Annotated in this window: 18 protein-coding genes; 8 read left to right on the forward strand and 10 right to left on the reverse strand. The window is 73.9% G+C overall.

Annotation, left to right across the window (positions count from 1 at the left end):
• The 3 genes from QFW77_RS01910 to QFW77_RS01920 all read right to left on the reverse strand — a co-directional run.
• On the reverse strand, positions 1 to 222 hold a 222-nt coding region (locus QFW77_RS01910; RefSeq protein ID WP_280572517.1), incomplete at its 3' end, for a hypothetical protein.
• A gap of 101 nt (positions 223 to 323) precedes the next feature.
• Positions 324 to 1,286, reverse strand: coding sequence for a patatin-like phospholipase family protein (locus tag QFW77_RS01915; protein WP_280572518.1), 963 nt, complete (start codon positions 1,284 to 1,286; stop codon positions 324 to 326).
• Positions 1,286 to 2,254, reverse strand: coding sequence for a helix-turn-helix transcriptional regulator (locus QFW77_RS01920; protein ID WP_280572519.1), 969 nt, complete (start codon positions 2,252 to 2,254; stop codon positions 1,286 to 1,288). Before QFW77_RS01920 ends, QFW77_RS01915 begins: the two co-directional genes overlap by 1 nt.
• A gap of 146 nt (positions 2,255 to 2,400) precedes the next feature.
• Between QFW77_RS01920 and QFW77_RS01925 the strand changes: the two genes are divergently transcribed.
• From QFW77_RS01925 to QFW77_RS01960, 8 genes are all read left to right on the forward strand, one after another.
• Positions 2,401 to 3,012, forward strand: coding sequence for a hypothetical protein (locus QFW77_RS01925; RefSeq protein WP_280572520.1), 612 nt, complete (start codon positions 2,401 to 2,403; stop codon positions 3,010 to 3,012).
• Positions 3,013 to 3,073: 61 nt separating this feature from the next.
• Positions 3,074 to 3,742, forward strand: coding sequence for a LolA family protein (locus QFW77_RS01930; RefSeq protein ID WP_280572521.1), 669 nt, complete (start codon positions 3,074 to 3,076; stop codon positions 3,740 to 3,742).
• Between the two features lie 124 nt (positions 3,743 to 3,866).
• Positions 3,867 to 6,821, forward strand: coding sequence for a molybdopterin oxidoreductase family protein (locus tag QFW77_RS01935; protein WP_280572522.1), 2,955 nt, complete (start codon positions 3,867 to 3,869; stop codon positions 6,819 to 6,821).
• Positions 6,818 to 8,584: an SLC13 family permease gene (locus tag QFW77_RS01940; RefSeq protein WP_280572523.1), complete on the forward strand. Its 1,767-nt coding sequence runs from the start codon at positions 6,818 to 6,820 to the stop codon at positions 8,582 to 8,584. Before QFW77_RS01935 ends, QFW77_RS01940 begins: the two co-directional genes overlap by 4 nt.
• Entirely contained in the window at positions 8,584 to 9,522 is a 939-nt protein-coding gene (locus QFW77_RS01945) for a 4Fe-4S dicluster domain-containing protein (protein WP_280572524.1), read from the forward strand. Before QFW77_RS01940 ends, QFW77_RS01945 begins: the two co-directional genes overlap by 1 nt.
• Positions 9,523 to 9,838: 316 nt before the next feature.
• The gene (locus tag QFW77_RS01950; protein ID WP_280572525.1) at positions 9,839 to 10,798 is read left to right on the forward strand and encodes a dimethyl sulfoxide reductase anchor subunit family protein; all 960 of its coding nucleotides are present in this window, start codon (positions 9,839 to 9,841) and stop codon (positions 10,796 to 10,798) included.
• 74 nt (positions 10,799 to 10,872) lie between these two features.
• Positions 10,873 to 11,565: a DUF481 domain-containing protein gene (locus QFW77_RS01955; RefSeq protein ID WP_280572526.1), complete on the forward strand. Its 693-nt coding sequence runs from the start codon at positions 10,873 to 10,875 to the stop codon at positions 11,563 to 11,565.
• A gap of 61 nt (positions 11,566 to 11,626) precedes the next feature.
• On the forward strand, positions 11,627 to 12,424 hold the full coding sequence (locus QFW77_RS01960) for a DUF481 domain-containing protein (RefSeq protein ID WP_280572528.1): 798 nt from the start codon (positions 11,627 to 11,629) through the stop codon (positions 12,422 to 12,424).
• Here the strand turns inward: QFW77_RS01960 and hemC are convergent.
• The 7 genes from hemC to adhP all read right to left on the reverse strand — a co-directional run bounded on the left by hemC (position 12,417) and on the right by adhP (position 20,729).
• Positions 12,417 to 13,340: a hydroxymethylbilane synthase gene (gene hemC, locus QFW77_RS01965; RefSeq protein ID WP_280572530.1), complete on the reverse strand. Its 924-nt coding sequence runs from the start codon at positions 13,338 to 13,340 to the stop codon at positions 12,417 to 12,419. The genes QFW77_RS01960 and hemC overlap by 8 nt on opposite strands.
• Positions 13,341 to 13,557: 217 nt before the next feature.
• A complete protein-coding gene (locus tag QFW77_RS01970; protein ID WP_280572548.1) occupies positions 13,558 to 14,295 on the reverse strand; it encodes a LytR/AlgR family response regulator transcription factor in 738 nt (245 codons plus the stop codon).
• A gap of 41 nt (positions 14,296 to 14,336) precedes the next feature.
• Entirely contained in the window at positions 14,337 to 15,371 is a 1,035-nt protein-coding gene (locus QFW77_RS01975) for a sensor histidine kinase (RefSeq protein ID WP_425603247.1), read from the reverse strand.
• 1 nt (position 15,372) lies between these two features.
• Positions 15,373 to 16,065, reverse strand: coding sequence for an alpha/beta hydrolase (locus QFW77_RS01980; protein ID WP_280572532.1), 693 nt, complete (start codon positions 16,063 to 16,065; stop codon positions 15,373 to 15,375).
• Positions 16,066 to 16,126: 61 nt separating this feature from the next.
• Entirely contained in the window at positions 16,127 to 18,028 is a 1,902-nt protein-coding gene (gene mdoH / locus QFW77_RS01985) for a glucans biosynthesis glucosyltransferase MdoH (protein ID WP_280572534.1), read from the reverse strand.
• The gene (locus QFW77_RS01990) at positions 18,016 to 19,542 is read right to left on the reverse strand and encodes an OpgD/OpgG family glucan biosynthesis protein (protein ID WP_280572535.1); all 1,527 of its coding nucleotides are present in this window, start codon (positions 19,540 to 19,542) and stop codon (positions 18,016 to 18,018) included. The genes mdoH and QFW77_RS01990 overlap by 13 nt, the downstream gene beginning before the upstream one ends.
• 131 nt (positions 19,543 to 19,673) lie before the next feature.
• Positions 19,674 to 20,729, reverse strand: coding sequence for an alcohol dehydrogenase AdhP (gene adhP, locus QFW77_RS01995; RefSeq protein WP_280572536.1), 1,056 nt, complete (start codon positions 20,727 to 20,729; stop codon positions 19,674 to 19,676).
• Positions 20,730 to 20,979: the final 250 nt, after the last annotated feature.

Raw genomic sequence — 20,979 nt, forward strand, 5'->3', positions numbered from 1 at the left:
GCGGCGGCGCGACAGGGTTGCCAGCTGGCGGACGGCCAGCGCCGCCAGGCTGGCCAGGGGCATGCCCAGCAGCCACAGCGGCGCGGCGCCCAGGGCGAAGGCGCCGGTGCGCAGCGGCGACAGCGACAGCAGCGCGACCGCGCCGAGGAACAGGGCGCCGGCGAGCAGGGTCGCCAGCACGGCGGCGGGGGACGGGGACGGCGGCATCGTTGCGGTCTGCATGGCGGCGCTCCTGGACTGGATGCGCGCAGGCTGCCCGGTGCCGGTCGCACGCGCTGCGATCCGGGCGGCGCGATCGCCGGCGCTCCCGCAGGGCCGGCGGCTCAGTACCCCGCGGCGTCGAGCGCGCGGATGGCCTCGTGGCGGCCGATCGCGATCAGTTCCCGGGCGCGCCAGAACTCGTAGAACTGGCAGGCGTCGCGCGGGATCCGGATCACCAGCTCGGGCGGATCCAGCGCCAGCTGCACCCGCGCGATCTGCGCCTGCATGGTGTCGAGCGAGCGCGACATGACCTCGACCAGGCCCATGTCGCGCACCTCGCCGCGCCGGCGCCAGCCCCAGCCGGCGGGCGCCGGCGGATCGGCTTCGCCGGCATCGGCGAAGGCGCCCGCCTCGCCCGTCGCGTCCGGCCCGGGCTCGGCCGCGTCGCCCGGGCCGGTTCGGCCGGGCGTGGTGGTGCCGTTGGCGGCGGGCTGGCCGGGCGGCCGCCGCGGCCAGCCGTGCATGTCCACCGCGACCAGGCGGTGGGCGTCGGACAGCCGGGTGGCGGCGATCGGCAGCGGCGCCAGCAGGCCGCCATCGACCAGTTCGCGGCCGTGCACCTGGTGCGAGAGGAACAGGCCGGGGATCGCGAAGGAGGCGCGCAGCGCGTCCCACAGCCGGCCGCTCTGCAGCCACACCTCGCGCTGGCGCTGCAGGTCCACGGCCACCGCGGTGAAGCGGATCGGCAGCTCCTCGATCAGCGGGTCGCCCACCACCTCGCGCATGGCATCGACCAGGCGCCGGCCGCGCAGCATGCCCGAGCGGCCCAGCACCGGGTCGAGCAGGCGCAGGAAATCGCGCCGCGACATCGCCTGCAGGCGCGCGTCGAATTCGCGCAGCCTGCCGGCGGCGTGGATGCCGCCGACCAGGGCGCCGCTGGAGGCGCCGGATATCGTGACGATCTCGAAGCCGCGCTCTTCCAGCACCTCGATCACGCCGATCTGCGCCAGCCCGCGCGCGCCGCCGGCGCCGAGCGCCAGCGCGACCTTCTCCCGACCCGGCGCGATCTGCGCGTCGAGCGCCATCAGCGCTCGTAGTTGGACAGCGCCAGCGCCAGCAGCGAACGCGCCTGCTCGCGCAGCGAAGCCGGTTCGACGATGGTGGCGTCGGCGCCGTAGTGCAGCACGTCCATCAGCAGCTCCCGCGGCGAGCTGTAGGGCAGCTTGAGCTCGTAGCCGCCGTCGGGCAGGTGCCGGCCCTGCTGCTGCGAGTGCCAGTGCTCGTCGGCCACCCAGCGCGCGGCGCGGGCGTTGAAGCGGATCGTCGCCCAGCCCTTGGGCTCCCCGGAGAAGATGCCGTAGCTGCCGGCCAGGTGCCGGTCCAGCTCGGACTCGTCGATGTCGCGCGCGGCGCCGTCGAGCACCCGCGCGCCGGCGATCCGGTCGACCGAGAAGCTGCGCAGGCCGTCGCGGTCGTGGTCCCAGGCATCCAGGTACCAGTTGCCGCGGTAATGGGTGACCCGCTGCGGCGAGACCGTGCGCCGGGTGCGCTCGTCGGTGGAGCGGGCGCGGTACTCGAAGTTCAGCTGGCGGCGCTCGAGCACCGCCGAGCAGACGAAGCGGAACGCCTGCTCGTCCATCCGCCGCGAACGGTGCGGGATCACCCGGACCCGCTCGACCGGCCAGGCCTTGCCCGCCGAATGTTCCTCGAGCAGCTTCTCGATGCGCTGTTGCAGCGGCGCCAGCGCGGCCGACAGCACCCCGCCGCCGCTGCGCGAGAGCAGCTGCTGGGCGGCGAGCAGCGCGTGCAGCTCGTCGGAGTTGAGCCACAGCCCGGGCAGCTCGAAGCGGTTGCCCTCCTCGGCGTCGTAGCGGAACCCGGCCTCGCCGTCGCCGACGATCGGCGCCATCAACGCGTCGCGCAGGAAGGCCAGGTCGCGATACACGGTGGCGCGCGAGCAGCCGAGCTCGTCCTGCAGGCGCGCCACCGTCACCGGATAGCGGGCGTGCTTGAGGGTGCGGTGCAGCGACAGAATGCGTTCGTAGCGGTCCATGACGCGATTATGGGGGCAAGGCGGCCCGCGGGGCAGCGTCCCGGGCCGGCGCCCTGCGCCAGCCGGCCGGCGCACGCCGCCCTGCGGACGGATAACCGCGGTTTAACCGCAGCGTGTGCAGACTCGCCGCGCCCCAGGGACGACCGATGCGCAATGACCACGCCAGCGACCGCTCCGTTGCCGCGATCGCAGTGGTCGGGGTGCATCTCGCGCTGGGCTGGTGGTTGTTCACGCAGGCGCCCCCGGCGCCGCGCCGGGCGCCCGAGACCGCCTTGCGTCTCCACTGGATCGAGCCACCGCCACCGGCCGCCGTCCCCGAACCCGAGCCGGACCCCCGGCCCGAACGCGAACCGCAATCGCCCCCGGCCGCCACGGCACCGGCGGCAGCGCCGGCGCGCGCGATGACGGTGGTGGAGCTGCCCCCGCCGCCGCGTGCCGAGGCGGCGGCCGCTCCCGCCGCGCACGCCCTGCTCGAGCAGGGCCGCGACTGGGCCGGTGCGCAGGCCGGCACGCACGACTTCCGCCGCGATCCGCTGCGCCCGGCGGGCCCGCCGGCGCGGCCCCCGGAGCGCTTCCGCATGACGCCCCCGGCTTCGCCCGCACAGGTGCTCGAGAGCATCGGCCGCATGGTGAACGGGCCCGGCTACGAGGCGGACCCCTGCCCCCGGGTTCGCCGCAACCTCGCCGGCCTGGCGCCGGGCGGCGACAGCGAACTGGTGCAGGAGGAAATCCGCCGGCTGCGGCGGCTGTGCCAGTGAGCTGGCCTGCGGGCGCGCCGGAATGCGTATGCCGGGTATCCCGACGAGAATGGAGCTTCGCATGTCAGCACGCCCCTCCGCCGCAGCCTTCGCGCTTTCCGCCCTGCTGCTGGCCGCCTGCGGCGCGCAGCCTGCCGCGGAGGCCGCCGCGACCGCTGCGGGCACCGCCGCGCCGGCACCGGAGCCGACGTTCGCGGACAAGGTGGCCGGAATGGCCGCCGCGGCCAATCCGCTGTCCGATCCGCGCGCGGAGGTGATGGCGGCGCTGGACCGGATGCTGGCGGCGAAGAGCTACGCGGCCCAGATCGAGACCGGCGCCGGCGCGATGACCCTCGAGCACGTCGCCCCCGACCGCTTCCGCATGACCCTGCCCGACGGCATCACCCAGACCATCGTCGGCGGGCGCATGTACATGCAGATGCAGGGCCAGACCATGGAGCTGCCGCTGCAGGAGGGGATGCTCGAGGAGATCCGCGACCGTGGGCGCATCGCCGCGCAGCAGGAGGGCATGCGCTTCGAATCGCTCGGACCCGACAGCGTGGACGGCGCGCCGGCGCGGAAGTACCGCATGACCCACGAGGACCCGGCCAACCCGCCGGCCACCCTGTGGATCGGCGGCGACGGCTATCCGCTGCAGATGCAGGTCGCCGGCGACGCCGCCCAGGGCACCACCACGATCCGCTATTCGCGCTTCGACGATCCGTCGATCCGCATCGAGGCGCCGCAGTGACCCCAGGCGCGCATCGGCGCCCAACGCGCCGCGGCGGCCCGGTCTAGCGCCCGCCAGGCGCGCGGCGGAGAGGGCCGCCGCGACGGCCCTCGCCGGGTCAACGGCGCGCGGGCACAATAGCCGGATGTCCGCGCCCGCGCCGAACGAGCCGGTCCTCGATCTGTCTCCCTGCCCGGGCGACGACGTCAGGACCACCACCTGCTACATGTGCGCCTGCCGCTGTGGCATCAAGGTGTGGCTGCGCGACGGCCAGATCCGCTACCTGCAGGGCAACCCCGCGCATCCGGTCAACCGCGGCGTGATCTGCGCCAAGGGCGCGGCCGGGATCATGCAGCACTACTCGCCGGCGCGGCTGACCAGGCCGCTGCTGCGGGTCGGCGAGCGCGGCAGCGGCGAATTCCGCGAGATCGAGTGGGACGAGGCGCTCGCCATCGCCACCGGCTGGCTGAAGCCGCTGCGCGAGCGCGACCCGGACCAGCTGGCGTTCTTCACCGGGCGCGACCAGTCGCAGGCGCTGACCGGCTGGTGGGCGCAGCAGTTCGGCACCGTGAACTACGCCGCGCACGGCGGGTTCTGTTCGGTCAACATGGCCGCCGGCGGGCTCTACACCCTCGGCGGCAGCTTCTGGGAATTCGGCGAGCCGGACTGGGAGCACACCCGCTACCTGATGCTCTGGGGCGTGGCCGAGGACCACGATTCCAACCCGCTCAAGCTCGGCCTGGGACGGCTGAAGGAGCGCGGCGCCAAGATCGTCGCGGTCAATCCGGTGCGCACCGGCTACGGCGCGATCGCCGACGAGTGGATCGGCATCCGCCCCGGCACCGACGGGCTGTTCGCGTTCGCGCTGATCCACGAGCTGCTGCGCATGGACCGCATCGACCTGGACTACCTGGTGCGCTACGCCGACGCGCACTGGCTGGTGGTGCGCGATCCCGGCGGCGCCGGCGACGGCCTGTTCGCGCGCGACGCCGAGGACCGGGTGCTGTGCTGGAACCTAGACGCGGGCGCGCCGGTGCCCGCGGACGCCAGCGGCATCTCGCCGGCGGTCGTCGGCGAGTACGCGCTTCCCGACGGCCGCGAGGCGGTGCCGGTGTTCCAGCTGGTCGTCGAGCGCTATCTCGATGCGCAGTACTCGCCCGACGCCGTCGCCGGCCGCTGCGGCATTCCGGCGGCGACGATCCGCCGCATCGCCCGCGAGCTGGCCGTCACCGCGTTCGAGCACCCGGTGCGGCTGCCGATCGCCTGGACCGATGCCTGGGGCCGCGGCCACGACGAGATGGTCGGCCGGCCGGTGGCGATGCACGCGATGCGCGGGATCAGCGCCCACAGCAACGGCTTCCACACCTGCCGCGCGCTGCACCTGCTGCAGCTGCTGCTCGGCGCGGTCGACACCCCCGGTTCGTTCCGCTTCCAGCCGCCCTATCCCAAGCCGGTGCCGCCGCCCAACCGCCCCGGCAGCCGCCGGCGCGAGGACGGCAGCCTGGACGCGCCGCCGCTGGGCTTCGTGCATGGGCCGGAGGACCTGCTGGTCGACGAGCAGGGCCGGCCGCGGCGCATCGACCACGCGTTCTCGTGGAGCTATCCGCTCGCCGCGCACGGGATGCTGCACACGGTGATCCGCAACGCCCACGCCGGCGATCCCTACCGCATCGACACGCTGATGATGTTCATGGCCAACATGAGCTGGAACTCGGCGATGAACACCCGCCAGACGATGCGCTGGCTGACCGACCGCGATGCCGACGGCGAGTACCGGATCCCGCGCATCATCTATTCCGACGCCTACGCCAGCGAGATGGTGGCCTACGCCGACCTGGTGCTGCCGGACACGACCTACCTGGAGCGCTTCGACGCGATCTCGCTGCTCGACCGGCCGATCTCCGACGCCGACGGCGCCGCCGACGCGATCCGCCACCCGGTGTTCGACCCGGCCACCCAGCCCGCCGCCGACGGCCGCGCGCGCGAGGTGCGCGGGTTCCAGTCGGTGCTGCTGGAGCTGGGCGCGCGGCTCGGCCTGCCGGGGATGGTCGACGCGGAAGGGGCGCCGGCGTACCGCGACTACGCCGACTACATCGTCCGCCACGAGCGCGCGCCCGGGGTCGGCCTGCTGGCCGGCTGGCGCGGCGCCGGGGGCGACGCACACGGCAAGGGCGCGCCCAACCCGCGGCAGCTGCAGCGCTACATCGAGCACGGCGGCTACTGGCGCGAGGAGATCCCCGAGCACGCGCGCTACTTCAAGATGGCCAACCGCGGCTACCTGCAGTGGGCGCGCGGCATGGGCTTCGTCGGCGGCACCGGGGCGATCGCGCTGCAGCTGTACGCCGAACCGCTGCAGCGCTTCCGGCTGGCCGCACAGGGCCATGGCGAGCGGCTGCCGCCGGCGGCGCATCGCGAACGCGTGGAGACCTACTTCGATCCGCTGCCGCTGTGGTACGAACCGTTCGAGTCCGCCCAGACCGGCGCCGCGCAACGGGCCCATCGCGGCGCGGCAGGCGGGGACGAGACAGCCGTCACGCCCCCTTCTCCGCCCGCGGGAGAAGACTCCCACCCCTACCCACTGCACGCGATCACCCAGCGACCGATGTTCATGTATCACGCCTGGGGCTCGCAGAACGCCTGGCTGCGGCAGATCGCGGCGCGCAACTGGCTGTACCTGCATCCGGACACGGGCGCGCGCCACGGCGTGGCCGACGGCGACTGGGTCGAGCTGGAATCGCACCACGGCCGGATCACGGTGCAGGCGCGCCTCGCCGCCAACGTGCAGCCGGACACGGTGTGGACCTGGAACGCGATCGGCAAGCGCCGCGGCGCCTGGGGGCTGGCCGCCGATGCGCCCGAGGCGACCCGCGGGTTCCTGCTCAACCACCTGATCTCCGACCTCACCCCGCGCGCCGACTACGCCAACGCGGACCCGGTCACCGGCCAGGCGGCGTGGTTCGACCTGCGCGTGCGGCTGCGCCCGGCCACCGAGGCCGACGGCCGCAGCCGCCCGCAGTTCGCGCCGCTGCCGGGCGCCGCCGGCACCGGCGCACCGCTGCGCTACGCCGGCGGGCGGGCGGGCCGGGGCAGCGCGCGATGACGATCGACGCCTGGCTGACCTTCGCCATCATCGCCGGCGCGGTGTACCTGTTCGTCACCGAGAAGCTGCCGATCGAGGTGGTGGCGCTGCTGGTGCTGGGCAGCCTGCTGGCGCTGCGCCTGGTGTCCACCGAGGAGGCGCTGTCCGGCTTCAGCAGCCCCGCCACCATCACCGTGGCGGCGATGTTCGTGCTCAGCGCCGGGCTTCAGCGCAGCGGCTCGCTGTACCGGCTGGGCGAGCTGCTGGCGCAGATCCGCTGGGGCTGGCTGCTGGCGCTGGCGATGATGCTGCTGACCGCGCTGGTGTCGGGGTTCATCAACAATACCGCGGCGGTGGCGGTGTTCCTGCCGCTGGTGATCGCGGCCACCGTGGCCAACCGCCAGCCGCCCTCGAAGTACCTGATCGCGCTGTCCTACGCCGGCCAGTTCGGCGGCGTCTGCACCCTGATCGGCACCTCCACCAACCTGCTGGTGGACTCGCTGGCGCGGCAGTCGGGCGAGGTCGGATTCACCCTGTTCGAGTTCGCGCCGATGGGGATGATCTTCGTCGCGGTCGGCGTGGCCTACATGATGGTGGCGCGGCACTTCCTGCTGCCGGACCTGGGCGTTCCCGAGCAGTCCGACACCGGCCATGCGGGGCGCTACGTGGTGGAGCTGCTGGTCGGCGAGAAGTCGCCCGCGGTGGGCCGGCGCGGCAGCGAACTGCTGCCCGACGACGCCGGCGACGTGGTGATGCTGGAGATCTTCCGCGCCAAGCAGCCGGTCCCGTCGCCGCGCGGCGAGCAGGTGCAGGTCGGCGACCGCCTGCTGATGCGCGGCGAGTGGCGCGACATCGAGGCGGCGCGCAAGAAGCTCAGGCTCGACTACGACCACGTCGCCCGCGATCTGGACGGCGACGTGGCCGCCGAGCGCCTGCACGCCGAGGCGATGGTGGCGCCGGGCTCGCACCTGGTCGGCCATACCCTGGCCGAGGTGCGCTTCGGCCACACCTACCGCGTGCGCGTGCAGGGCCTGCACCGCCACCGGCTGGCGATCCGCCAGCCGCTCGACCGGGTGCCGCTGGCGGTCGGCGACGTGCTGCTGCTCGACGCGCCGGAGAAGTCGCTCGCCGCGATGCGCTCCGACCCCGGCCTGCTGGTGCTGGGCGAGCGGGTGCAGGAGCGCACCAAGCTCGGCCGCGCGCTGCTGGCGATCGGGGTGATGACGGGCGTGGTGACGGTGGCGGCGCTGGGCTGGCTGCCGATCGTGGCCTCGGCAATCTTCGGCTGCATCGCCCTGGTGATGCTGAACGTGCTCAAGACCGAGGACGCCTACCGCGCCATCGACTGGCGCGTGATCATGCTGCTGGCGGGGGTGCTGCCGATGGGGATCGCCCTGCAGAACTCGGGCGCGGCCGCCTGGATCGCCGGGATCGCGGTGGACCTGGTGGGCGGCTACGGCCCGGTGGTGGCGCTGCTGACGATCTACCTGCTGACCACGATCCTCACCGAGGTGATGAGCAACAACGCCTCGGCGGCGCTGGTGGTGCCGATCGCGATCGCCACCGCCGACACCCTCGGCCTGGACAGCAAGCCGTTCCTGGTGGCGGTGGCATTCGCCGCCTCCACCAGCTTCCTCACCCCGATCGGCTACCAGACCAACACCATGGTCTATACCGCCGGGGGCTACCGCTTCACCGATTTCGTGAAGGTCGGCCTGCCGTTGAACGTGATCTTCCTGATCATGGCGGGGCTGCTGATCCCGCGCTACTTCCCGTTCACCTGATGACCGCGCTGCCGCCCCCGTCGCCGAAGAAGCTCGGCCTGGTGATCGACCTGGACACCTGCGTCGGCTGCCACGCCTGCGCCACCAGCTGCAAGGAATGGAACGCCGGCGGCATCGCCGGACCGCTGGTCGACGAGCGGCCCTACGGCAGGGAGCCGCTGGGGGTCTGGCTCAATCGCGTCCACAGCTACGAGGTGGCGGCGAGCGCGCCGGCCCAGGCGGAGCGCCCGGCCGGAGAAGCCCTCCTGGAAGCGCCGGCCCGCGAGGTCCCGATGGGAGCTGCGGTCCAGAAAGCCCCTGTGGGAACGACGAAAGTCGCGACTCCGACACCCATCGGTCGCGACGTCCGTCGCTCCCCCGCCGTGGAGGGGGGCAGCGCCGCCGGAAGCGCCGAAGCCGCCGCGGCCGCGCAGCCCGCGCTCACCCTGCACTTCCCGCGCAGCTGCCTGCACTGCGAGACCCCGGCCTGCGTGACGGTCTGCCCCACCGGCGCCAGCTACAAGCGCGCCGCCGACGGCATCGTGCTGGTCGACGAGGACAAGTGCATCGGCTGCAAGCTGTGCAGCTGGGCCTGCCCGTACGGCGCGCGCGAGTACTCCGAGGTCGACGGGGTGATGAAGAAGTGCACCTTGTGCGTCGACCGGATCTACAACGAGCACCTCGACGAAAGCGAGCGCGTGCCGGCCTGCGTGCAGGCCTGTCCGACCCGGGCGCGCCACTTCGGCGACCTCGGCGATCCCGACTCCGACGTCTCGAAGCTGGTGGCGGAACGCCAGGGCATGGCGCTGATGCCGGAACTGGGCTATCGCCCGGTCAACCGCTACCTGCCGCCGCGCCCGCGCCGCGGCGCAGACGCTTCCGACGACGGTGCCGCCGCCGCGGGCGATACCGTCGCGCAATCGCCTCGGCACTGGTTGAACCGCATCCTCGGCCGCTGAGGCGGCCCTCGCGGCAGCGCCCGGCCCCACCGCCGCCCACCCGGAACTACGCCATCCCGGCCCGAGCCACCCGCGGCCTTCGCGGCCATGGGCCGCTCCTACAGGGGAGCAGCGCTGGCACCGGATAGCCCGCCCCTCATAGGGTTGGCGCCCCCTCGTAGCAGCGTGCCATGCACGCGAAAGCCGGCGCCGCTGGCCGGAACCCCGCATCACCGCCAACCCGGCCGCAGATCCGGATCCTGTGGACCAGTGCCGGGCCGGTCGCCGCGCGCGCCTGTAGGATGTCGCGCGGAATCGTCCGCCCGGGGAACCGACGATGCATCCTGCGCTTTCGGTGATCTTCTTCACCACCCTGTCCGGCGCCGGGTACGGGCTGCTGGCCTGGCTCGGTCTGTCGGTGCTGCTGCTGCACGCGCGCGCCGACGTGATGCCGGCGCTGTCTTCGCTGCAGCTGTGGGCGCTGCTGCTCGGCCTGGTCCTGAGCACCGCCGGGCTGCTCAGCTCGCTCGCGCATCTGGGCCGGCCGCTGCGGGCGTGGCGCGCGATCTCCCAGTGGCGCACCTCGTGGCTGTCGCGCGAGGGGCTGCTGGCGCTGGCCACGCCGCTGCCGGCGCTGGCGCTGGGGCTGATGCTGCTGTGGGTGGAACCCGGCCCCGGGCGCGCCATCGGGCTGGGGCTGTGCGGGCTGCTGCTGACCGGGCTGGCGCTGGCGACGGTGGCATGCACGGCGATGATCTACGCCTCGCTGCCGCCGATCCCGGCCTGGCGCCATCCGCTGGTGGTGCCGGTGTACCTGCTGTTCGCGCTGCTCACCGGCCTGGCGCTGCTGTTCTGGCTGATGGCGCTGCTGCTGCCCCCGGCCGGCACCGGCGCCGCCATGCCCGCCACCCTGGCCGTGCTCGGCGCGCTGCTGCTGGCCTGCAAGTGGCTGTACTGGCGGGAGATCGATCGCCAGGCGCCGCCGGCGACCCGCGGCGACGCGGTCGGCCTGCCCGGGCGCAGCGTGTCCGTCTTCGAGCGCCCGCACACCGAGGCCAGCTTCGTCACCCGGGAGATGGCGTTCGCGGTGGCGCGGCGGCATGCGCTGCGCCTGCGCTGGCTGGCCTCGGCGCTGCTGCTGGCCGCACCCGCGGCGGCCTGGGCCGTGGCGACGGCCTTGCCGGTGCCGGTGGCGCCGCTGCTGGGCACGGTCGCCGCGGCGCTGCTGGCGGCGGCGTTCGTCGAACGCTGGCTGTTCTTCGCCGAGGCCAGGCACGTGGTGACGCTGTACTACTGAGCGCGGCGCCGGCCGGCGGTTGGGCCCGGCGCCGGGTCGCGGCATAATGGAACCGTTTCCACAAGGAGACCGCGATGCTCGCGGCCTGGTGGCTCGCCCTGGTGGGGCTGCCCGTGTTCACCCAGCCGGTCCCCCGGATCGAGGCGCCGCAGCTGCCCGCCGCCATGGCCGTGGCCGCGCGGCGGATCTCGCTGCGCACCCCGTGCTACGCGCTGGTGTGCCGGGATGCGGAGTGGACCGGGCGGCGCCCGCGCGCGCTGCCGCCGCCCCCGGCCCCCGGGGTCCGCGAGCGGCTGCCGGCGCCGCAGGTGCGCGCCGCGCACTGGCTGAACCGCCGCCTGGTCGGTCTGTACGCGCCGGCCAGCGCCCGCGACCGGGTGCTGGCCTACGCACGCAACTGGCGCGTCGACACCAGCTACCGCCTCGACGCGATCCGCGAGCGCGACACCAAGCTGCGCATCGAGCTCGGCACCGGCTACCGCATCCAGCCCTACGTCGACAACGGCACCGCGGTGCCGGGGCCGGTGGCGCGCGGCGGCCTGAGCCTGTCGCAGCGGTTCGGGCGGCATGCCCGGATCAGCCAGCGCCTGCTGGTCGAGACCGGCCGCGAGAACGCCTACCTGCGCCAGTCGATCGGCCTGGACTGGCAGTTGCTCCCGCGCCTGGCGCTGCACTCGAGCATCGAGATGTGGCACGACACCGCCGCCGACGGCGGCGACGGGCTGACCCGCCGCTCGGGCACGCTGCGCCTGCGCTATGCGTTCTGAGCCGCCGGCGCGGCCGGCGGCGCCCGTCTCCCCAGATCACCCCCCAGTCCCAGGATCCTGCATGACCCGCCCTCCCCGCCTGCCGCTCCTGTTCGCCGCCGCGCTGGCCCTGGCCGCGGTGCCGGCCGCGCCGCGCGCGCAGACGCCGCCGCCGTTCGGCGACGAGCCGATCTGGAACTTCACCGGCGAACTCGGCTTCGCCATGAGCCGCGGCAACCGGCGCTCGGAGAACCTCAACACGCGGCTGCTGTTCTCCCAGGAGGACGTGCGCAGCAAGCACCAGCTCACCCTGTCGGCGCTGCGCGCCAAGGCCGACGTCACCAGCGACTTCGACGGCGACGGGGTGGCCGAGACCCGCTACACCACCAGCGCCAACCGCTACCAGGTCGCCGGGACCACCGCGATCAAGGTCAACGAGATGCACAACTGGTTCGGCGCGGCGCGCTACGAGCGCGACGACTTCTCGCTCTACGACTACCAGGGTACGTTCTCGTTCGGTTACGGCCACCATTTCATCCGCAACGACGACACCCGGCTGCTGACCGAGATCGGCCCCGGCTACCGCCGCGCCCGGCGCATGAGCACCGGCGAGATCCAGAGCGACGTCATCGTCCGCGGCCTGCTCGAGTTCCGCCACCGCCTGACCGAGAACAGCGAGTTCACCAACTCGCTGCTGGTGGAGTCCGGCCAGGACAATACCTTCGCCCAGAACGATCTGGGCGTGTCGGTGTCGATGAACGAATCGCTGGCGCTGAAGGCGGCGCTGCAGGCGCGCCACAACACCGATGTCGACCGCGAGGCCGGGGTGAAGGAGACCGACACCCTGACCACGATCAACCTGGTCTACACCTTCAAGTAGCGCCGGCCGCCGCCAGCAGGCGGCCGGCACCGGCTTCCAGCAGCGCCGCCGCGAGCTCGGCGCCGAGCCGTTCGCGCTCGGCGGCGGGGGCGCTGGCGGCGGCGCGCACCAGTTCGCCGTCCGCGGCCGAGCCCACCAGCCCTTCCAGGGCGATGGCGTCGCCGCGCAGGCGCGCCAGCGCCGCCACCGGCACGTGGCAGCTGCCGTGCAGGGCGCGGTTCATGGCGCGCTCGGCTTCCACGCACAGGCGGGTCGGGCGATGGTCGAGCGCCGCCAGCAGCGACCGCGTGCCGGCGTCGTCGTCGCGGCATTCGACCGCGATCGCGCCCTGCGCCGGCGCCGGCAGCCAGGCGGGCGCGTCCAGGCGCAGGCGGATCCGCGCTGCCAGGCCGAGGCGCTGCAGGCCGGCGCAGGCGAGCACGATGGCGTCGTAGTCGCCGGCGTCGAGCTTGCCCAGGCGGGTGTTGACGTTGCCGCGCAGGTCCAGCACCCGCAGGTCCGGGCGCAGCGCGCGCAGCTGCGCATGGCGGCGCAGCGAGGAGGTTCCGACCCGGGCGCCCTGCGGCAGTTCGGCCGGCGCGGCGTGGGCGTTGCTGACGAAGGCGTCGGCATGGTCGGCGCGTTCGAGGATCGCCGGCAGCGCGAACCCCGGCTCCAGCGCCATCGGCACGTCCTTGAGCGAGTGCACCGCGCAGTCGGCCTCGCCGCGCTGCATCGCCAGTTCCAGTTCCTTGAGGAACAGCCCCTTGCCGCCGATCGCCGCCAGCGAGCGATCAAGCACCTCGTCGCCGCGGGTGCTCATCGGCACCAGCGCGACCTCCAGGCCGGGGTGGGCCGCGCGCAGGCGCGCGGCGACGTGTTCGCTCTGCCACAGGGCGAGCGGGCTCTTGCGGGTGGCGATGCGCAGCAGGCTCATGCAGGCATTATCGCCGCTGCGGGTGGTGGGGGCGAAAGTCCGATGCGGGGAGTGTCGTGCGGTGAGGCCGGCGCGGGGGCGTGCGCGGGCGGCGCAGGGGCGGCCGGGCGGGGCGCTTTCGAGTCGCTCCCCGATACTCGCTTGGTCGAAAGCGCCCCACCCGGCCGCTCGAGCCGATGTGGGCGCCTCGAGCAAAGGCAAGAGCGGGACGGACCGCCTAGAGCTGGCGGATGGCCTCGCGGACCTGGGCCACGCAGCGGCGGCTGACCTCCAGCGGGGCGGCCACGTGGCGCAGCACCGCGTGGACGTGGCCGTCGTGGTCGCGGCGCACCTCCACCAGCTCGTGACGGGCGATCAGGCAGTTGCGGTGGATGCGCATGAAGCGCTCGCCGAACTCCTGTTCCAGCGACTTCAGCGATTCCTCGATCAGGTCCTCGCCGCGGGCGTGGTGCACCACCACGTATTTCTCCTCGGCCTGCAGGTAGTGGACCTCCTCGATCGGGATCAGGCGCAGGCTGCCGCGCAGCCGCGCGCACAGGTGGGTGCGGCTGCGGTGCAGCCCGTCGCGATCGCCGGCGCCCTCGTGGTCGCGGCCGATGGTGAAGGTGCGGGCGCGCTCGAGCGCGGCGTGCAGGCGTTCGGGCCGCACCGGCTTGACCAGGTAGTCGACCGCGGCGGCCTCGAAGGCCGACAGCGCGTGGGCGTCGTAGGCGGTGCAGAACACCACCGCCGGGCGCGGCTCGAACGCGGCCAGGTGGCGCGCGGCCTCGAGCCCGTCGATGCCGGGCATGGCGATGTCGAGCAGCACCAGGTCGGCATCGTGTTCGGCGCAGGCGTGCAGCGCGGCGTGGCCGTCGCCCACCTCCGCCACCAGCTCCACGCCGGGCTGGTCCGCCAGCAGCGTGCGCAGCCGCTCGCGGGCCAGCGGCTCGTCGTCGGCGATCACGACCTTCATCCAGGCGCCCTCCCCGTTCATGCCTCGATCCGGCGCCGCCCTCAATCCAGCGGCAACTCGATCTCGCAGGCATAGTAGCCCCCGTTCCAGCCGCAGGTCATCCGCGCGCGGGGGCCGAAGGCGTAGACCAGGCGGTGGCCGATGCTGCGCTGCGCGTGGCCGGCGCCGTGCGGGCCGTCGGCCTGCGGCGGCAGCGACGGATTGCGCACCCGCAGCAGCAGGCGGTCGGCGGTGGCGGCCAGGCCGATCTCGATGCGGCCGCCCTGCGGCAGCCGCGAGATGCCGTGCAGCACCGCGTTCTCCAGCAGCGGCTGCAGCACCAGGCGCGGCATTGCCAGGGTCCAGGGCAGCGGTTCGCTGCGCTCCCAGAGCACCTGCAGGCGCTCGCCCAGGCGCAGCTGCTCGATCGCCAGGTAGCGCTCGGCGAGGTGCACCTCCTCCTGCAGCGAGGAATTGCCCTCGCCGGCGCCGAGCGCGGCGCGGAACAGGTCGGAGAGGTCGAGCACCGCGCGCTCGGCGACCTCGGGATCGCGGCGCAGCAGGCTGGCGATCATGTTCATGCTGTTGAACAGGAAGTGCGGCCGGATCCGCGCCTGCAGCGCATCGGCCTCGGCGCGCGCGCTGGCGCCGACCTGCGCCTGCCAGCCGTCGATCACGTAGAAATAGCGCAGCGCCAGCGTCGTGATCAGCGTCACCACCCCGCTGGACCCGCCGACGAAACGCCAGAACCCGGGCCAGGCCTCGGCCTCGCCGACGCTGGCGAACAGGCCGTGCACGATCGCCGCGGCCAGCGCCGCCACCACCGCCGCCAGCGCCACCGCCGCCAGCGCGCCGAGCCGGACCGGCAGCGCCGACAGCGGGCGCCGCGACACGCACAGCAGTACCGAGACCGCCAGCGCCAGCCACAGCGCGTAGCCGCTGGCCGAGAGCAGCCGCGCCGCGCCCCACGGCGCCGAGCCGTCCGGCACCAGCGCCACCACCACCACCACCAGCTGCGCCAGCCCCAGCATCGCCGCCATCCGCGGCAGCCGGCACAGGTCCGGCAACCACGGTTCGCTGGCGCGGGGGTCCCTCAACTCAGGCCCCCGCGAACCTCGCCGACAGCCAGTCGCCGAGATCGCCGATCTCCTCGGCGCACACCGAATGCGGCATCGGATAGGCGTGCCAGTCGACCGCGAAGCCGAGGCGCCGCAGCAGCGCCGCGCTGTGCTCGCCGGCCGCGTACGGCACCACCGGGTCCTGGCTGCCGTGGGCCATGAACACCGGTTGCCGCGGCGCGGCGGGCGCCAGCGCGGCCGCGGCCTTCTGCGGCGCGGGCACGTAGGTGGACAGCCCGATCAGGCCCGCCAGCGGCGCCTCGCGGCGCAGGCCGGCGGCCAGGGCGATCGCGCCGCCCTGCGAGAACCCCGCCAGGAAGATGCGCGCGGCGGGGATGCCGCGTTCGACCTCGCGCGCGATCAGCGCCTCGACCTGCGCGCTGGACTCGGCCACGCCCTGCTCGTCCGCGCGGTTGGCCAGGTCCATCTCGCGGATGTCGTACCAGGCGCGCATGCGCATGCCGTTGTTGATGGTCACCGCGCGCACCGGCGCATGCGGGAACACGAAGCGCAGCGCCGGCCAGTCGCGGCGCACCAGCTCCGGCACGATCGGGGCGAAGTCGTTGCCGTCGGCGCCGAGGCCGTGCAGCCAGATCACGCTCCAGCGCGGGTCGGCGGCGGTCTCGCGTTCGAGCGTCTCGAGCGGTGCGGGCGATGCAGGCGTTTCGGGCATGTCGGAACCGGGCGTGGATGCGCCCGCATTATGCACGGCCGGCCGCGGCCGTTCGTCGCGCTCAGCCGGGCGCGGCGAGATGCGCGGCGGTGCCCACGCCGGCCGCAGGCGCCGCCCGCAGCGCCTCCGCGCGCAGCAGCAGCGGCGGCGGCTCCAGCTCCTCCGGGGTGCACAGCAGGCCCCAGCGCCGCAGCTGCAGGCCGGCCGCGCGCGAGGAGGTGAGCATCACGATCGGGATCGACAGTGCCAGGCCCGCGATCACCGGCGACATCCAGGCCGCCAGCCCCGGCGAGACCGCGTAGGCGATGCCGCCGGACACCACGCCCAGCGCGGTGGCGCCGCCGTAGCTGCGCAGCAGCGCGGCCAGCGGCAGGCTGCCGTCGTCGCGGCGCTGCGGATCCCAGCCGGAGTCCCTGCCCGCCAGCACACCGGCCACGCCGCGCGACTGCACGTACATGGTCACCGGCGCCATCAGCGCCGCCAGCAGGATCTCCAGCAGCGTCCCGACCGCGGCGCGCAGCGCGCCGCCGCAGCCGCGCCGGATCCGCGGATCGAGCATGCTGGCGATGTAGCCCAGCAGCTTCGGCGCCAGCAGCATCGACATGGTGAGCACGAACACCCACAGGAAGCGCTCCGAATCCTGGGCGAGCCAGTAGCCGGCGAGCGAATACCCGCCCTCGATGCCCTGCAGCAGCGGAATGCCGATGCCGACCAGCATCAGCATCGCCCACAGCGGCGCGGTGAGGTAGTGGCCGATCCCGATCAGCAGGTGCCAGCGGCTGACCCAGTGCAGCCCGCGCGCCGGCAGCACCCCGCCGTGCTGCAGGTTGCCCTGGCACCAGCGGCGGTCGCGCACCAGCATGTCGGTCAGCGACGGCGGTCCTTCCTCGTAGCTGCCGGGCAGGCCCGGCACCATGTGCAGCGCCCAGCCGCCGCGACGCAGCAGCGCCGCCTCGACGAAATCGTGGCTGAGCACGTGGCCTGCGAACGGGGCGATCCCGCGCAGCGGCGGCAGCCCCGCATGGGCCGCGAACGCGGCGGTGCGGATCATCGCGTTGTGGCCCCAGTAGTTGCTCTCGGCGCCGTGCCACCAGGCCACGCCGTAGGCCATCACCTGCCCGAACACGCGCCCGGAGAACTGCTGCATGCGCGCGAACAGGCTGGTGCCGTTGACGATCACCGGCAGGGTCTGGATCAGCGCCACGTCGTCGTGCCGCTCCATCGCCGCGGCCAGCCGCACCAGGGTCTCGCCGGTCATCAGGCTGTCGGCGTCGAGGATCAGGAAGCGCGGCCAGGCGCCGCCCCAGCGCCGCACCCAGTCGGCGATGTTGCCGGCCTTGCGCTCGTGGTTGTCCTCGCGCACCCGGTACCACACCCGCGCCCGGTCGCCGAGCCGGGCATGCAGCGCCGCGTACTCGCGCGCCTCGGCCGCCTGCAGCTGCGGGTCGCGGCTGTCGCTGAGGATGAAGAAGTCGAAGCGGTGGAGGTGGCCGGTCGCCTCGAGCGATTCGTGCATCGCCTGCACCCCGGCCAGCACCCGCGCCGGATCCTCGTGGTACACCGGCACCAGCAGCGCGGTGGACGAGGCCGGCGCCGGCAGCGGCGTGCCGGGCGAGAGCCCCAGCCGGCCGGGGCGGTGCTGCAGCATCACCACGAACCCGGCCACGGTGCCGACGAACGATTGCACGATCCAGGCGAACAGCGCCACGAAGATCGCCAGCAGCAGCCCTTCCAGCAGGTCGATGCCGCCGGCGCGCAGCAGCCACCAGATCTGGTAGGCCGCCACCAGCGTCAGCGACCCCGCGCCGCCGATCACCGCGGCGCGCCGCCAGCGCATCGCCGGTGGCGCGCTCGTCAGCGGGCGGCTCGCCAGCCGGCCGCGGCGCAGCGACTGCACCGGCATGGGCAGCGGCGCTTCGGGCGGCATCCTCGCCTGCGCCGGGGCGGCGCTCACCGGGTCCACCGGTACAGCCAGGTTTCCGACAGCGGCTGCGCGGGCGCGCCGAGCGCCAGGCGCAGCTCCACCGCATCGGCACCGCCGGGCAGCAGCTCGAAGCTGGTGCGCCAGCCGCCGGTGTGGGGATTGCGGTAGGCCACGGCGTTGCGCAGTTCGCCGGCCGAGGCGCCGGTCTGCAGCGGCGGGCTGGCGTCGCCGGCGAACCGGTCGAGCGCGCCGCCCTCCCAGTCGACCACGAACAGGCGCGCGCCGTCGGCGCCGGCGCCGGCGCCGGCACGGGTGGCCGCGACCGTGGCCAGCCGCGGGCGCCAGACATGGCTGTCGCACCAGTGCAGGCGGTAGCGCCAGCGCGATTCGCGGCCTGCGGCCAGCGGTGCGCGCGGGCGCCAGAACGCTACGATGTTGTCGTGGTACTCGTCGGCGGTCGGGATCTCGACCAGGTGCACCTCGCCCTCGCCCCAGTCGCCGAGCGGCTCGACCCAGAGGCTGGGGCGGTTCTCGTAGGCGGCCTCGATGTCCTGGAAGCGCGACGGATCGCGCTTGCGCTGCATCAGGCCGAAGCCGCGCGGATCGCGCTCCTGGAAGCCGCTGTGCTGCAGCGTGGCCGGGTTGGCCAGTGGGCGCCAGACCTGCTCGCCGGCGCCGGTCAGCAGCGCCAGGCCGTCGGAATCGTGCACCGCCGGACGCCAGTCGTCGACCCCGGCGCGGTCGCCGGCGTCGAACTCGAACATGCTGGTCAGCGGCGCGATTCCCGCCAGCGCCAGGGTCCGGCGCGGGTACAGCCGCGCATCGACGTCGAACACGGTCTCGGCGCCGGGCGCGATGCGGAACCGGTAGGCGCCGGCCAGCGACGGGCTGTCGAGCAGCGCGTGAACGATCACGTGGCCGGCGCCCGGCTCCGGCCGCTCCAGCCAGAATTCGCGGAACGCCGGAAATTCCTCCGGCTCCGGCTCGCCGGTCCCCAATGCGAATCCGCGCGCCGACAGGCCATAGCCGAGGCCCCGCGCCACCGCGCGGAAGTAGCTGGCGCCCAGGAACACGCACAGCTCGTCGAAGCGCTGCGGGTCGTTGAGCGGCGCATGCAGCCGGAAGCCGGCGAAGCCGATGTCCTGCTCGACCCGCGGCACCGGCTGGGGCGCGTAGTCGAACAGGTCGGTCGCGAAGGGCACCGCCTCGGCACGCCCCTCGCGCACCACGTTCACCTGCACCCGGTCCTTGAACAGGAAGCCGCGGTGGAAGAACTGGACCTGGAACGGCAGACCCTGCCCGCGCCACAGCGCGCGTTCGGCCCGGAAACGGAAATCGCGGTACTGGTCGTAGCCGATCGCGGCCAGCTCGGCAGGCAGGCCCTGCGCCGGTTCGCGCCAGGGCTGCGCGGCCAGGCGCCGCGCCAGCGCGGGCACTGTGGCGTCGTCGAACGGGACGCCGGCATCCGGCGCCGCCGCGGCGGCCTGCGCGCGCAGCAGCGCCGGCGCCAGCGGCAGCCACAGCCCCGCCTTGATCAGATCCCGTCTTCGCACGCGCGCCCCGCCGTTCCGGTGAACGCGCGACTATAGCCAGCGGCCTGCCGCGAAGCGTAAAAGCCTCGTTCACGCGCGCGCTGCGAGCGGCCGCGGCTCGCGGCGACCGGGCGGCCGGCCGCCGGCGGCGGTCAGGCCGGGGCGCTCCCGGCGGATTGCGCGAAATCGATCACGATCCGGCCCTGCACGGTGCCCGCCTTGAGCCGCGCGAACACCTCGTTGATGTCCTCGAGCCGGCAGCGCTCGACGTGCGCGTGCACCCGGCCCGCCGCAGCGAACGCGACCGCCTCGGCCAGGTCCTGGCGGGTGCCGACGATCGATCCCCGCACGGTGATGCGCTTGAGCACCACGTCGAAGATCGGAGTGGGGAAGTGGCCTGGCGGCAGGCCCACCAGACTGACCGTGCCGCGCCGGCGGGCGAAGCGCAGCGCCTGGTCGAAGGCGGGCGGCGAGACCGCCGTCACAAGCACCCCGTGGGCGCCACCGCCGGTGATGCGCAACACCTGCTCCACCGCGTCGCCGTCGGACGCATCGACCGCCGCCTCGGCGCCGAGTTCGCGTGCCAGCCCCAGCTTGTCGGCGCCGAGGTCGATCGCGACCACGCGCAGCCCCATCGCCACCGCGTACTGCACCGCCATGTGGCCGAGGCCGCCGATCCCGGAGATCGCCAGCCACTCGCCCGGGCGCGCCTCGGTCTCGCGGATGCCCTTGTAGGTGGTCACCCCGGCGCACAGCACCGGCGCCATCGCGATCGAGTCCGCCCCGGCCGGCAGCCGCGCCAGATACTGCGCCGCGCCGATGGCGTATTCGGCGAAGCTGCCGTCGACGCTGTAGCCGCTGTTGCGCTGGCTCTCGCACAGGGTTTCCCAGCCGGTGACGCAGTACTCGCAGTGGCCGCAGGCGTCGTGCAGCCAGGCGATGCCGACGGTGTTCCCCGGTTCAAGCCCGGTCACGCCGGAGCCCAGCGCGGCGACGGTGCCCACGCCCTCGTGGCCGGGAGTGAACGGCGGGCTCGGCCGCACCGGCCAGTCGCCGTCGGCGGCGTGCAGGTCGGTGTGGCAGACGCCGCTGGCGAGCATCCGCACCAGCACTTCGCCGGGCCCCGGCGCCGGGACCGGCACTTCCTCGATCCGCAGCGGCTGGCCGAATGCGTGCACCACCGCGGCCTTCATCGTCTTCGGAACCATGTCACTTCTCCGTCTGCGTGATTTCCATCATGAGGACGCCCCCGGCGGTCTGCATTGATCGAAGTCAACGATGCGACACCCGGCGGGGCGACCCGCGGCGGGCGAATCACTGGCGCCGGCCGCCAGCGATGCACTTCCCGCAGGAGCTCGCACGACCGCGAAGACCTCGGGAGGTTTCGGTTGGAATGGCGGTGATTCCAGCGCGGCCGCTGGCGCCGGCGTTGGCCGGGGAAAGGCTGCGGAAGATGCC

The sequence above is a fragment of the Luteimonas endophytica genome, from assembly GCF_029887875.1.
In the GTDB taxonomy this organism is placed as follows: Bacteria; Pseudomonadota; Gammaproteobacteria; order Xanthomonadales; family Xanthomonadaceae; genus Luteimonas; species Luteimonas endophytica.

Coding starts and splice junctions, on each gene's coding strand:
- QFW77_RS01915 (WP_280572518.1), bottom strand. CDS start 1,286: ATGGCGCTCGACGCGCAGATCGCGCCGGGTCGGGAGAAGGTCGCGCTG.
- QFW77_RS01920 (WP_280572519.1), bottom strand. CDS start 2,254: ATGGACCGCTACGAACGCATTCTGTCGCTGCACCGCACCCTCAAGCAC.
- QFW77_RS01925 (WP_280572520.1), top strand. CDS start 2,401: ATGCGCAATGACCACGCCAGCGACCGCTCCGTTGCCGCGATCGCAGTG.
- QFW77_RS01930 (WP_280572521.1), top strand. CDS start 3,074: ATGTCAGCACGCCCCTCCGCCGCAGCCTTCGCGCTTTCCGCCCTGCTG.
- QFW77_RS01935 (WP_280572522.1), top strand. CDS start 3,867: ATGTCCGCGCCCGCGCCGAACGAGCCGGTCCTCGATCTGTCTCCCTGC.
- QFW77_RS01940 (WP_280572523.1), top strand. CDS start 6,818: ATGACGATCGACGCCTGGCTGACCTTCGCCATCATCGCCGGCGCGGTG.
- QFW77_RS01945 (WP_280572524.1), top strand. CDS start 8,584: ATGACCGCGCTGCCGCCCCCGTCGCCGAAGAAGCTCGGCCTGGTGATC.
- QFW77_RS01950 (WP_280572525.1), top strand. CDS start 9,839: ATGCATCCTGCGCTTTCGGTGATCTTCTTCACCACCCTGTCCGGCGCC.
- QFW77_RS01955 (WP_280572526.1), top strand. CDS start 10,873: ATGCTCGCGGCCTGGTGGCTCGCCCTGGTGGGGCTGCCCGTGTTCACC.
- QFW77_RS01960 (WP_280572528.1), top strand. CDS start 11,627: ATGACCCGCCCTCCCCGCCTGCCGCTCCTGTTCGCCGCCGCGCTGGCC.
- hemC (WP_280572530.1), bottom strand. CDS start 13,340: ATGAGCCTGCTGCGCATCGCCACCCGCAAGAGCCCGCTCGCCCTGTGG.
- QFW77_RS01970 (WP_280572548.1), bottom strand. CDS start 14,295: ATGAAGGTCGTGATCGCCGACGACGAGCCGCTGGCCCGCGAGCGGCTG.
- QFW77_RS01980 (WP_280572532.1), bottom strand. CDS start 16,065: ATGCCCGAAACGCCTGCATCGCCCGCACCGCTCGAGACGCTCGAACGC.
- adhP (WP_280572536.1), bottom strand. CDS start 20,729: ATGGTTCCGAAGACGATGAAGGCCGCGGTGGTGCACGCATTCGGCCAG.